This window comes from Neomoorella stamsii (assembly GCF_002995805.1).
Taxonomy (GTDB): Bacteria; Bacillota; DSM-521; order Neomoorellales; family Neomoorellaceae; genus Neomoorella; species Neomoorella stamsii.
Genome location: NZ_PVXL01000061.1, coordinates 1 through 12,321, shown reverse-complemented (window position 1 = coordinate 12,321; position 12,321 = coordinate 1). Strand labels below are relative to the sequence as shown.

13 protein-coding genes are annotated in these 12,321 nt (G+C 52.5%); all 13 read left to right on the top strand.

All coding sequences use genetic code 11. From position 1 onward, the window contains the following. Positions 1-196 precede the first annotated feature (196 nt). A complete protein-coding gene (locus MOST_RS13400) occupies positions 197-1,003 on the top strand; it encodes a DeoR/GlpR family DNA-binding transcription regulator (RefSeq protein ID WP_054935333.1) in 807 nt (268 codons plus the stop codon). Between the two features lie 89 nt (positions 1,004-1,092). After that, positions 1,093-2,607, top strand: coding sequence for a sugar ABC transporter ATP-binding protein (locus MOST_RS13395; protein ID WP_054935332.1), 1,515 nt, complete (start codon positions 1,093-1,095; stop codon positions 2,605-2,607). Between the two features lie 42 nt (positions 2,608-2,649). Further along, complete coding sequence (locus MOST_RS13390; RefSeq protein WP_054935331.1) at positions 2,650-3,648, top strand: ABC transporter permease; 999 nt, start codon at positions 2,650-2,652, stop codon at positions 3,646-3,648. 15 nt (positions 3,649-3,663) lie between these two features. After that, positions 3,664-4,674 carry an ABC transporter permease gene (locus MOST_RS13385; protein ID WP_083476404.1) on the top strand — a complete coding sequence of 337 codons (1,011 nt, stop codon included), beginning with the start codon at positions 3,664-3,666 and terminating at the stop codon, positions 4,672-4,674. Between the two features lie 140 nt (positions 4,675-4,814). Then, complete coding sequence (locus MOST_RS13380) at positions 4,815-5,864, top strand: autoinducer 2 ABC transporter substrate-binding protein (RefSeq protein ID WP_054935329.1); 1,050 nt, start codon at positions 4,815-4,817, stop codon at positions 5,862-5,864. A 76-nt stretch (positions 5,865-5,940) separates the two neighbouring features. After that, a complete protein-coding gene (locus MOST_RS13375; RefSeq protein ID WP_054935328.1) occupies positions 5,941-6,915 on the top strand; it encodes a sugar phosphate isomerase/epimerase family protein in 975 nt (324 codons plus the stop codon). A 35-nt stretch (positions 6,916-6,950) separates the two neighbouring features. Beyond that, positions 6,951-7,745: a class II aldolase/adducin family protein gene (locus MOST_RS13370; RefSeq protein ID WP_054935327.1), complete on the top strand. Its 795-nt coding sequence runs from the start codon at positions 6,951-6,953 to the stop codon at positions 7,743-7,745. Between the two features lie 98 nt (positions 7,746-7,843). Next, positions 7,844-8,116, top strand: a complete 273-nt coding sequence (locus MOST_RS13365) for a BMC domain-containing protein (protein WP_054935326.1) — start codon at positions 7,844-7,846, stop codon at positions 8,114-8,116. 62 nt (positions 8,117-8,178) lie between these two features. After that, positions 8,179-8,475, top strand: coding sequence for a BMC domain-containing protein (locus MOST_RS13360; RefSeq protein ID WP_054935325.1), 297 nt, complete (start codon positions 8,179-8,181; stop codon positions 8,473-8,475). A gap of 1 nt (position 8,476) precedes the next feature. Continuing rightward, complete coding sequence (locus tag MOST_RS13355; protein ID WP_054935324.1) at positions 8,477-8,749, top strand: BMC domain-containing protein; 273 nt, start codon at positions 8,477-8,479, stop codon at positions 8,747-8,749. Between the two features lie 15 nt (positions 8,750-8,764). Then, positions 8,765-10,228, top strand: coding sequence for an aldehyde dehydrogenase (locus tag MOST_RS13350; protein ID WP_054935323.1), 1,464 nt, complete (start codon positions 8,765-8,767; stop codon positions 10,226-10,228). 124 nt (positions 10,229-10,352) lie between these two features. Beyond that, positions 10,353-11,705 (top strand): 4Fe-4S dicluster domain-containing protein, encoded by a 1,353-nt coding sequence (locus MOST_RS13345; RefSeq protein ID WP_106007198.1) that lies wholly within the window; start codon positions 10,353-10,355, stop codon positions 11,703-11,705. A gap of 66 nt (positions 11,706-11,771) precedes the next feature. Next, positions 11,772-12,317 carry a BMC domain-containing protein gene (locus tag MOST_RS13340; RefSeq protein WP_106007197.1) on the top strand — a complete coding sequence of 182 codons (546 nt, stop codon included), beginning with the start codon at positions 11,772-11,774 and terminating at the stop codon, positions 12,315-12,317. Positions 12,318-12,321 lie beyond the last annotated feature (4 nt).

Here is a 12,321-nt window from a genome sequence, read left to right as displayed (position 1 = left end):
GGTAAATTCCTACTCTGGCTTTGGGTAAGCAGGCATAGTTACCCGGATTTTCGTTTGGGAAAACACAAAACACATATTTGAAAACCAAAATTTTAAACAAAAAAATTGTCTAACCAGAAGGATTTTGAGATTGAACGGCGAATATATTATGCAAAACACAGATAAAAATGTTTGTTTTCAGAAGGAGGTGTGAGACATGCGGGCTGAAGACCGGCGGCAGGAGATAATCAGGCATTTAGACGAGCAGGGCATAGTTAAAGTTGCTGAACTCAGCAATATCTTTCAAGTAACCGAAGAAACCATTCGCCGCGATTTGGAACGCCTGGAGAGCGAAGGCTATTTGAAGCGCACCCACGGCGGCGCCGTGAAAATAGCCTCTACCCAGGAAGAAACCGCCTTCCACATCCGCAACATGCGTAATCGCTACGAAAAGCAACTTATCGGCAGGAAAGCAGCAGAATTGGTCCAGCCCGGCGATGTAATTGCCATTGACGCCAGTACCACGGCTTTGCAGATGGTGCATTATATAAAAGACAAAAAAGACCTGGTAGTAATTACCCATGCCTTGAAGGTTGTGATGGCCCTGGTGGGCAACCCTGATATAACGGTCATCTGCACCGGCGGCACCCTGCATCCCCGTACCCTTTCCTTCGTGGGTCCGCTGGTGGAAAACGCCCTGGCGAGCTATAACATCAAAAAAGATTTTATCTCGTGTAAAGGGGTTACCCTGGAAGAAGGCATCACCGAATCGACCGAGGTCCAGGCCAGGGTGAAAGCGGAGATGGTGCGCGGGGCCAAGGAGATCATTCTCCTAGCTGATCACGATAAATTTGGTACGGCAGCCCTGGCTACCGTGGCGCCGGTAAAGGCAGTACACAAATTGATTACCGATAATGGTACTACTCGAGAAGAACTAACAAAATTTCGCCTGGCCGGCGTAGAAGTAATAGTAGTCGGGAGACAAGGAACCGGTCAAGAGAGTGATTTGCAGGCAAGCGGTTAATAGATTAAAACGTTGATTATCGAGGTTATGAGTAGATAGAGGCTTCGGGTCAAGAGGATAAGGGCCGGTAAGGGGAAGGATGAAGCTATATGAGCGAGAGACCTTTTTTGCAAATGAGAAATATAAGTAAAACTTTTCCGGGTGTTCAAGCCCTGAGTTCAGTCCAATTGGAAATAATGCCCGGTGAAGTCCATGCCCTGGTAGGCGAAAATGGTGCGGGCAAATCAACCCTCATAAAGATACTGGCCGGCGTTGAGCAACCCGATCCGGGAGCGGAATTTTTAATTGAGGGGCAACCGGCGAACATCCGGCAACCGATTGATGCCAACCAGAAAGGCATCGCGGTTATTTACCAGGATTTCAGCCTCTTTCCTAATCTAACGGTAGCAGAGAATATAAGTTTTGGCAAGGAAGTCGGCCAGGGCAAGCGGTTTATTAGCTGGTCTGAGATTAAAGAAACAGCCACAAACGTCCTGGCAGAGCTTGGTGTGGAACTGGACCTCAACCTGCAGCTCGAAAAATTATCAGTGGCCAAACAGCAACTGGTGGCTATAGCGCGCGCCCTTGCCTTTAAGGCGAGACTTATTATTATGGATGAACCCACCTCTTCCCTATCAAGGGGCGAAGTTGAACATCTATTTAAAATGATCCGCAGCCTGAAAGAGAAGGGAATTGCCATCCTTTTCGTTAGTCACAGATTACAGGAATTATTTACTATTGCTGAACGCTTTACCGTTTTGCGTGATGGTAAATATATTGGTACTTATCTAAAAGAAGAACTTAATGAAGAGAAGCTAATTTCATTGATGGTGGGCCGAAAAGTAGAGCTCGTAAAGCAATCTGGCGGCAAAGTTGGCCCGGTCCTATTGGAAGTTAAATCCATCAGCAAGAAAGGGAACTTCAAAGATATTTCTTTTACCTTGCATAAAGGAGAAATATTAGGTCTTACCGGGCTGGTTGGTGCCGGGCGTACGGAAGTCGCCCAGGCCCTCTTCGGGCTCAATATCCCCGATAGCGGTGAAATCTTCTTTGAAGGCAACAGGGTTAATATACGTTCTCCGGAAGAAGCTGTGCGACTGGGTATTGCCTATATCCCTGAAGGCAGGCAGCGTGAAGGCCTGGTATTAAGGCAATCAGTAGCCAACAATATTACTCTAGCAATGTTAAGAAATATATGCGGCAAACTTGGCCTCTTAAATACAAGAAAAGAAAAAGAGCTGGTAGATCGGTATATTGAGGTCCTTGACGTAAGACCGCGGCTACCCCGGATGCTGGCGATGCAGCTTTCGGGTGGTAATCAACAAAAGGTGGTACTGGCCAAATGGCTGGCGACTAGCCCCAAAATTTTAATTATCGACGAACCAACAAATGGTATAGATGTCGGAGCCAAGACAGAAATTCATAAACTGCTACGCCAGCTTGCCAGTCAGGGAATGGGAATTATTATGATATCCTCTGAACTACCTGAAGTTTTAGCTATAAGCGATCGTATTCTGGTAATGCGTCGTGGCCGGCTGGTTGGCGAGTTCAATATTGAAGATGCAACCCAGGAAAAAATCATGAACAAGGCATTTATGGGAACAGCCAGCCGGGTAATAGCTTAAAAACTTATCACCACCCGAAGTAGTGGGTAAAGGGGTACGAAAATGAAGCGATCTGTCAAATCAAAGGAAACATGGATTTTATTAATGTTAATAGTACTATCGGTTTTAATTGGCACTCGCAGCAATGTTTTCTTCCGCCCAGATAATTTGCTTGATTTACTTAAGAATAATGCTGTACTGGGCATCATGGCTTTAGGAATGACACTTGTTATTATTACAGGTGGTATTGATGTATCTGTTGGCGCGGTAGTTGCAATCCTTACGGTAATAATTGGCAAATTTATGGTAACCTTTGGTGGTAATCTTCTACTTACTTTTTTAGTTGCGATTACAGGTGGAATTATCATTGGAATATTAAACGGCACTTTAATTGCGCTGGCTCATATTCCCGCTATTGTAGTTACCCTTGGCACTATGAGCATTATAAACGGACTTATGCTTTATTATACCAACGGCACCTGGATCAACAACATCCCTGCGTGGTTCATCGATTTCGGCAGAATTAACATATTGAAATTTCCTATTGCCAGCGGTGATATGGTGGGGATCCCGATCCAAATTGTAATATTCCTGGTAATGGCCTTACTTACCTGGGCTTTATTAAAATATACCCTTATTGGCCGCTCGGTATATGCGGTGGGTGGCAATCCAGTTTCGGCAAAACGCGTGGGTATTAATATAGAACGCACTTTGATATTTGTATATGCCTATATGGGTTTCCTGGCGGGCGTAGCGGCAGTCGTGCATACCTCCATTATGCGCCAGGTTGACCCCAATGCCTTTTTAGGTTTTGAACTGCAGGTTATCGCCGCAGTAGTGGTCGGTGGGGCTAATATTATGGGCGGCAGTGGCTCCGTCCTCGGCACGCTCCTGGGTGTTTTGTTCCTGGCAGTTCTAAATAACGGCCTCATTCTAACGCATATCCCGACTTTCTGGCAAAAGATTATTGTTGGCCTTATCATTATCTTTGCCGTTAGCTTTGATGTTGTGCAAAGGAGACGCATAGAAAAGAACCTGCCTAAAGTAGATGTAGAAAACTAAAGCGGGGTGGAATATTTGTCTAAAACGAGTAAAGAAATGATACTTCTCTATGTCTTTGTTAGTCTCTTTATTTTGATGTCACTGATCTCACCATCAAGGTTTTTAAGCCTACAAAATCTCCAGTCCATGGCCAGCCAGTTACCCGAGCTAGGGATCATGGCTCTGGGAATGATGGTTGTGATTATTACCGGGGGAATAGATCTTTCGATTACCTTTACGGCCGCCCTGTCCGGAATTGCCGGCGCCTTTGTTCTATCTTCCGGCTATAATGCCGAAGTTGCGGGGGCAGCAGTGCTGTTGTTAATCATGAAGGCGGTACTGGTTGCCCTTATCACAGCCTTTATCTGCGGCTTAATAAACGGTTTCCTGGTATCATATGTAGGCGTTTCGCCCATCTTAGTTACCCTTGGTACCATGACCCTGTTTGAAGGATTGAGTATCTGGCTAACCAAAGGGGGAGCCATTTCGGGTTTCCCCGAACAGTACCAGTGGTTTGGCAATGGTTACCTTTTGTTTGTTCCTGTTCCCCTACTCATATTTGTAACGCTTGCTGTTCTGACCGGCGTTCTGCTGGAACGGACTGCCTGGGGACGCAGCGTTTATATGTTCGGCTGCAATCCGGTAGCCACCTATTTTTCCGGCATTAACACAAAAAAAGTAGTCATGTTTGTTTACCTTTATGCGGCAACTATGGCTGCAGTGGCTGCGCTCATTATGACCTCTCGTTATAATTCGGCGAAAGTCGATTATGGTTCGTCGTATTTATTACAGAGTGTAGCTATTGTAGTGCTGGGTGGTACTGATATCGCTGGAGGTTATGGGAAGGTCATCGGGACGGTTATAGCAGTAGGTATCGTCCAGGTGCTCTCCAGCGGGTTGAATTTAATAGGCATCAACAGGTTTATAGTTGACGTGACTATAGGTGCTCTACTAATTGCAGTTTTGCTCTTAAACTACCTTATAAGCACAAGAAATCAGCGAAAGGGGGCAAAGAAAGAACAAAACAAAATGAGTATTGCTGTGTGAAGGTGGGACAGATTTTGCTACTTCGAATTAAAGGGGTGAGAGAAAAAAGAGGTGAAAAATTGGCAGCAAGAAATATGGTGATTGCTAAAAGTTTACCATGACAATATCAGCGACAATATCAGCAGGAGGTTATGAGCTTAATGAAAAAGTTTATTGCGCTTTTGTTATCAATGCTATTACTCGTTTCCCTCTTAGCAGGGTGCGGTAGCAAGCCCTCTCAGGACCAGCAGAAGCAGCAACAGGGTCAGCAGCAGCAGACTGCCCCGGCCAAAGATAAAAAATATAAAATCGTTGTCATGCCCAAACTGGTGGGTATACCCTATTTTAATGCTTCTGAGCAGGGTGCCAAGAAGGCTGGCCAGGATCTTGGCGTGGAGGTCATCTATACCGGGCCCACCAAGGCCGACGCTGCTGAGCAGGTAAAAATGATTGAAGACCTTATCACCCAGGGTGTTGATGCCATCGCCGTGGCTCCCAACGACCCGGCTGCGCTAACGCCTGTACTCAAGAAGGCCAAAGAAAAAGGCATCCTGGTTGCCGACTGGGATACGCCGGCTGATAAGTCGCTGGTCGACCTATCCGTGCACCAGATTGATGACAAACAGTACGGTGAACATATCTGGGACCTGCTGGTCAAAAGCATGGGTACTGACAGCGCCGAATACGCCATTATTACCGGCGGTCTCTCCGCGGCTAATCTAAATACCTGGATTAACTATGGCCTGGAGTATGCCAAAACTAAATATCCCAATCTAAAACTGGTTACCGATAAGGTCCCGTCCGATGAAAAACAGCAGCTAGCTTATCAGAAGGCCCTGGAACTCATCAAGGCTTACCCCAACCTGAAGGGCATTATTGGTATTAGCACACCAGCTCCCATCGGTGCTGCCCAGGCGGTTCAGGAAAAAGGTCTGCAGGATAATGTGAGTGTTGTTGGGACGGGTCTGCCCAATGACTCTAAAACCTATTTGAAGGACGGCTCTCTGGATGTTGCCACCTTATGGGATCCGGCCAAGCTGGGTTATCTAACAGTTGCATTAATTAAAGACATGCTGGATGGGAAGAAGCCTGCCGACGGGCAGGAAGTGCCCAATGTAGGCAAGATCCAGGTCCAATCAGACGGCAAGACTGTCATTATGGGACCACCTACTGACTTTACTAAAGACAACGTCGACCAGTACAACTTCTAAAAAGCTTCTACCTGGGGAGGGTCAAGGACTTGCCCCTCCCCATTCTAAATTAAATTGTGGCAGGTGGGGAATCAGGATGGCAATAAAATTTTCCGCCGGCGTCTGGGCCTTTGACGGCTGCGGGGACCGCTTCCTGTTAAGCGGTTATCGCGACGGCAAACCCGTGGCGGAGCGCATCAAAGAGGCTGCCAGTATTCCCGAGTTGACTGGCGTGGAGTTAAATTACCCAGCTGACGTAACTGATGCCAACCTGGAGGAAGTCGAAGAGGCACTGAAGGCGAATAAGCTCCAGGCCTCTATTATTGGCGTGGACCACAGTTGCCAGCGCAAGTGGCAGTTTGGCAGCCTGGCGGCGGCCGATGCCAGTATTCGCAAGGAAGCCGTCGATCTGGCCAAACGCGGTATGGACGTTGCCGCCCGTCTGGGTGCCCGCCAGATTAACGTCTGGCTGGGACAGGACGGCTTTGACTATTGCTTCCAGGTTGATTATCTAAAGGCCTGGCGCTGGCTGGTGGAGAGCCTGAAGGAAATAGCAAGTTACCGGAGCGATGTCCGGGTTTGTGTTGAGTATAAGCCCAAGGAGCCGCGGACCCATGCCTATATCAACAACGCCGCCAAGGCCCTGCTCCTGGTACAGGAGGTAGGACTGGAGAATATTGGTGTGACCATTGATGTCGGCCATTCCCTCAATGCCGGGGAAAATGTTGCTGAAGCCCTGGCCTTACTGGCCGGCCACGGCAAGATGTTCCACTTCCACTTCAATGACAACTACCGTAGCTGGGACGACGACTTGCTGGTGGGCTCGGTCCACCTGGTCGAATATATTGAACTCCTGTACTGGCTGCAAAAAGTGAGCTATGACGGCTGGTACTCCCTGGACGTCTTCCCCTACCGGGAGGACCCGGTCCAGGTATGCCGGGAGAGCATTGCTACTTTGAAAGGCATCTTAAACCTTTTAGAGCGGCTGGGAGTCAATAAACTAGACGAGCTAATCGCTAAAGGTGATGCCATAGCTACCTTGAGCTTTATCCGGCAGCACATCCTGCCCTGAAGGCATAGGTAGCTGACAAGAGAGGAGACTTCATAGTGGCTTCCGAGTATCAAATCAGGCAGGATATTTGTGAAGTAGGCCGGCGCATTTACGCCAAAGGATTTGTCGCCTCCAATGACGGTAATATCAGCGTCCGGATCGGGGAAAATGAGGTTTTAACCACCCCTACCGGCGTGAGCAAGGGCTTTATGACCCCCGACATGATCATCAAGGTGGACCTGGAAGGGCGAAAAATCGCCGGCAATCTCAAACCTTCTTCGGAAATAAAAATGCACCTGGATGTCTACAAGCACCGGCCGGATGTGCGGGCGGTAGTCCACGCCCACCCACCTGTGGCGACAGCCTTTGCCGTGGCCGGTATCCCCCTGGATAAGCCGGTACTGCCGGAAATCATCATCACCCTGGGGGCTGTCCCGATCGCCAGATACGGCACCCCCTCTACCGAAGAGATACCCCTGGCGGTCAGGGAGCACCTGGATAAATACGATGCTGTTTTGCTGGAAAACCACGGTGCCCTGACCATGGGGACGGACGTCTACAACGCCTTCTACAAGATGGAATCCATCGAACACTTTGCCAAAATCACCCTGGCGGCCCGGCAGCTGGGCGGGGAACGCGTACTGCCCTGTGAGGAAGTAGAGAAGCTGCTGCAGATCCGGGAAAAGCTCGGCGTCAGCGGCCGCCACCCGGGGTGTACGGGTTGTGGCGCCTGCAGCATATCCGGCCAGGAGGGCGGGGCAGTGAGCGGTATATCCGAAGAGGAGCTGAAAGAAATTATCAGCAGCGTAACCCAACGCGTCCTGGCCTCCTTTGGCGTCAGGAAACAGTAGAGGAAGGGCACGGTACCCCCAGCTTCCCTTAAGTTGCCCAACTAAATATAACGGGGATATTCCCATAGCTGATAGTCATACTTTTTTGGAGGCACACCATGAGTAATCAAGCCCTGGGTATAATTGAAGTCCGCGGCCTGGCTGCCGCCGTTGCCGCAGCGGACACGGCTGCCAAGACGGCTGACGTTACCATTCTCGGCTATGAACAGACTAAAGGTAGCGGCCTGGTAGTATTAAAAATCAGCGGCGAAGTCAGCGCTGTCACGGCAGCCATCGAAGCTGCCAGGGAACAGGTCGCGGCCGTAAGCACCGTCTTTGCCAGCCGGGTCATCGCCCGGCCTCACGAAGAGCTGGCCCGGTATTTAAGTTAAGAAACGCACCGGTACGCAAAACCCAACGAGAAACTTAAAAATCTTAAGGAGGAAAACAACCCATGAGTGCCTTAGGACTCATCGAAACCAAAGGATTGGTCGCGGCCATTGAAGCGGCAGATGCCATGCTTAAAGCCGCCAACGTCGAACTGGTCGGCATGGAAAAGATCGGTTCAGGTCTCGTCACCGTCATGGTCACCGGTGAAGTCGGCGCCGTCAAGGCGGCCACCGAAGCCGGCGGTGCTGCTGCTACCAGGCTCGGGGAAGTCATCGCCGTCCACGTCATCCCCAGGCCCCATGCCGATGTAGCTCGTATCCTGCCCGGTAAAAAAGAAGCCTCTGCCAGGGGGGTTGATTAACATGAAGGACGGCGCTTTAGGGCTCATCGAAACCAAGGGACTGGTCGCGGCCATCGAAGCGGCAGATGCCATGCTTAAAGCCGCCAGCGTCGAACTGGCTGGCATGGAGAAAATCGGGTCCGGTCTCGTCACCGTTATGGTCAGCGGCGATGTCGGCGCCGTCAAAGCCGCTACCGAAGCCGGGGCGGCTGCCGCCGCCAGGCTCGGCGAGATTGTCGCTGTCCATGTCATCCCGCGGCCCCACAGCGACGTAGCCAGGATATTACCCCAGTAAAGCGGTGAAACAAGCATGCTTGACGAAAACACCATCGCCAGCATAGTCGCCGAAGTATTAAAAAACATCCAGCAGGCTAACCCGGGGATAATACCGGTCCCGGCTTCGGAAGGTACCTGCCAGATAGGAGCCTGCCGGGCACCGGCAGCAGCCCCGCAGGGCGACAGAGGGGTCTACAGCGACCTCCACGCCGCCATTAAAGCCGCCAAAAAGGCCCAGACAAAACTAGTAGCCTTAAGCCTTAAAGCACGCGCAGCAATTATTGAAGCCATCCGCCAGGCGGCCATAGAAAACGTAGAAACAATTGCCCGGCTGGCCCACGAAGAAACCGGCTACGGCCGGGTAGAAGACAAGATCCAGAAGAAGCTTTATGCCGCCCGTTTAACCCCGGGCCTCGAGGACATAAAGACCGAAGCCATCAGCGGCGACAACGGCCTGATTCTAATCGAGCGGGCGCCCTTCGGCCTCATCGCCTCCATTGAGCCGGCGACCCATCCTGGTTCCTGTGTCATCAACCACGCCATCAGTATGGTCGCCGCCGGCAACAGCATCATCTTCCTGCCCCATCCCAAAGGGCTCAAGACCACCCAGTACCTGGTGCGCCTTTTCAACGCCGCCATCCAGCAAGCCGGCGGGCCGGAAGACCTATTAGTAGTAGGCGATAAAGTCAGCCTGGAAAACCTGGACCTGGTTTTAAGCCATCCTGATGTTGACTTGCTCGTGGCCACCGGTGGTCCCGAAGTAGTAAGCCGCGCTTTAAGGAGCGGCAAAAAAGCCATTGCCGCCGGGCCAGGCAATCCCCCCGTAGTCGTCGACGAAACCGTCAAAGACCTGGACTACGCCGCCAAATGCATCGTCGACGGCGCCGCCTTTGACAACACCGTCCTCTGCATTGCTGAAAAGGTCATCATCGCCGTGGAAGCAATAGCCGACGAGCTCCTCTTCCACCTGCAGAGTCACGGCGCCTATCTGGTGCGGGAAGAAGGGGATAAAGAAAAACTGGTGCGGGCCATCCTGCCCGGCGGCCGAACCTTTAACCCCGAACTAATCGGCAAAGACGCCAGCTTTATCCTGAAAGAAGCCGGTATCAACGCCCCGGGGAACACCAGGATCGCCCTGCTGGAGTGTCCCCCGGAGCATCCCCTGGTCCAGGAAGAACAGCTGCTGCCGGTCCTGCCCCTGGTGCGGGTAAGGGACTTTGACGCCGCCCTGGAACTGGCCGCGCAGGTGGAGCACGGCTTCAAACATACAGCCATCATCCACAGCCAGGACGTAGGCCGCATCACGGCTTACGCCCGGAAGCTCCGGACCGACATCCTGGTAGCCAACGCCTCCTCGGCTGCCGGGTTAAAAATCGGCGGCGAAGGGCACTTCAGCCACACCATCGCCAGCCCCACGGGCGAAGGGATCTGTACTCCCCGCACCTACACCCGGGAACAGCGGACGGTCATCGCCGGGGCGCTACGGACGGTAGACTAGCTGGAGAGGAAGCGGCGATGAAGTGGAGAAGGTGGGGGGTTATCCGGGTTAAGTATAATTTAACGCCTTGCGGGAGGCCCCGGGCTACCGCTATCTAATTGGAGGAGGACCTGGAGGGAAGGAAATGCCTGCCAGCGAACAGGACGCCATCATAAGTAAAATAGCCGCTGCCGGCGTGGTCGGCGCCGGCGGGGGCGGTTTCCCCACCGCCTTTAAACTAAAGACCAGAACACCCATCCAGACCGTTATCATTAACGGGGCCGAATGCGAACCCTTACTCAAAGTCGACCAGGAACTGATGGCCCGCTATCCGGCTGAACTCCTGGCCGCTTTAGCCGTTATTGTCGCCGCCGCCGGCGCCCAAACAGGAGTTATAGCCCTCAAAGAAAAATACCGGGAGGCCCATACTGCCCTGGCAGGGGAGATCAACAATTACCCGGGGCTAAAGCTCCACCTCCTGCCGGATGTCTACCCCATGGGCGACGAGCACTTATTAACCTATAGCGTTACCGGCAAAACAATCCCGCCGGGAGGTTTACCATTACAGGCGGGAGCGGTAGTTCTAAACGTCGAGACTTTATACAACATTCACCAGGCCATGGAAGGCAAGCCCGTAACCCATAAGTACCTGACTATCACCGGCGCAGTGAGACAGCCGTTAACTCTGGCTGTCCCCCTGGGTACCCCGGTCCGGGAACTCCTGGCCCTGTCCGGCGGCCCGGTTGTAGACGAATACCTCCTTATCGCCGGCGGCCCCTGCATGGGTAAGGTTACCAGCATCAATGCGCCGGTTACCAAAACTACCAAGGGCATTATTGTCCTGCCCCTGGATCATCCCCTGGCTGCCGCTTATCGGCGGGATCTAAACAAGGAGCTAAAACTTGCCCTCAAGGTTTGCTGCCAGTGCCAGCAGTGCACGGACTTCTGCCCACGGCACCTTTTAGGGCATCCCCTGGAACCCCACCGGGCCATGCGCGCGGTTACCTATGGCCTTGTTGATATAACCCTGCCCAGGGCCCTTCTCTGCAGCGAGTGCGGCCTCTGCGACCTTTACGCCTGCCCCTTCAACCTCTCCCCGCGGCAGGTCAACAGGAAAATCAAGGCCGAACTGCAGCAGAAGGGTTTCCGGCCCGGCCCCTGGCAAGCTACTACCCCTTCCCCTTTCCGGGAAGGACGGCAGGTACCCACTAAAAGCCTTATCAGCCGCCTGGGCTTAAAAGAATATTACGAACGCCCGGTAACTTTTCGGGAAGGAAACATCACGGTTAACCAGGTCCACCTGCCCTTAAAGCAGAGCGCCGGAGCCGCGCCGGAGCCGGTAGTTAAACCGGGTGACCGGGTTACAGCGGGGGACCTTTTAGCACGTATCAAGGACGATACCCCGGGCGCTAACCTCCATGCCAGCATCAGCGGCACCATTGTCGCCGTGAATGGCCATATCACCATCCAGGGAGGAGCCATCTATGGGGAACGTTAACTGCCACCACAAAAGGAACCTCCCACTTCGCTCTTACCACATCTCACATTTCGGAGGTAGTGACTGATGGGTATCGCCGTCGGACTCATCGAACTTAAGAGCCTGGCGCGAGGGTTAATGGTAGCCGATAGCTGTCTTAAGGCCGCGCCGGTAGACCTGAAAATACGCACTACCTGCCCCGGTAAAAGCTTAATTATCTTAACTGGCGAGATCAGCGCCGTAACGAGCGCCGTAGAACATGGGGTCACCACCGGCGGGGTAACGATCGTTAGCAGCTTAATCCTGGGTAACCTCCATCCCGGGGTCCTGCCGGCCCTGGCCGGGATAGTCGAAGTAACCACTAAAAGCGCCCTGGGAGTCCTCGAAACCTTCAGCGTTACGGCCGCCATCAAAGCCGCCGACACCGCCGCCAAGGCCGCCGTTGTCGATCTCCTGGACATCCGCCCCGCCTACGGGCTGGGAGGCAAAGGGGTAGTCATCCTCACCGGCAGCGTCGGCGCTGTCCAGGCCGCCGTAAACGCCGCCACCCCGCCCCTCAAAGAAGAAGGGGAACTGGTGGATGCCGTCGTTATCCCCTCTCCCCACCCGGAACTGTGGGAGCAACTGGGGTAAAGGC

Coding starts and splice junctions, on each gene's coding strand:
- MOST_RS13350 (WP_054935323.1), top strand. CDS start 8,765: ATGCTTGACGAAAACACCATCGCCAGCATAGTCGCCGAAGTATTAAAA.
- MOST_RS13345 (WP_106007198.1), top strand. CDS start 10,353: ATGCCTGCCAGCGAACAGGACGCCATCATAAGTAAAATAGCCGCTGCC.
- MOST_RS13395 (WP_054935332.1), top strand. CDS start 1,093: ATGAGCGAGAGACCTTTTTTGCAAATGAGAAATATAAGTAAAACTTTT.
- MOST_RS13355 (WP_054935324.1), top strand. CDS start 8,477: ATGAAGGACGGCGCTTTAGGGCTCATCGAAACCAAGGGACTGGTCGCG.
- MOST_RS13360 (WP_054935325.1), top strand. CDS start 8,179: ATGAGTGCCTTAGGACTCATCGAAACCAAAGGATTGGTCGCGGCCATT.
- MOST_RS13365 (WP_054935326.1), top strand. CDS start 7,844: ATGAGTAATCAAGCCCTGGGTATAATTGAAGTCCGCGGCCTGGCTGCC.
- MOST_RS13400 (WP_054935333.1), top strand. CDS start 197: ATGCGGGCTGAAGACCGGCGGCAGGAGATAATCAGGCATTTAGACGAG.
- MOST_RS13390 (WP_054935331.1), top strand. CDS start 2,650: ATGAAGCGATCTGTCAAATCAAAGGAAACATGGATTTTATTAATGTTA.
- MOST_RS13375 (WP_054935328.1), top strand. CDS start 5,941: ATGGCAATAAAATTTTCCGCCGGCGTCTGGGCCTTTGACGGCTGCGGG.
- MOST_RS13380 (WP_054935329.1), top strand. CDS start 4,815: ATGAAAAAGTTTATTGCGCTTTTGTTATCAATGCTATTACTCGTTTCC.
- MOST_RS13340 (WP_106007197.1), top strand. CDS start 11,772: ATGGGTATCGCCGTCGGACTCATCGAACTTAAGAGCCTGGCGCGAGGG.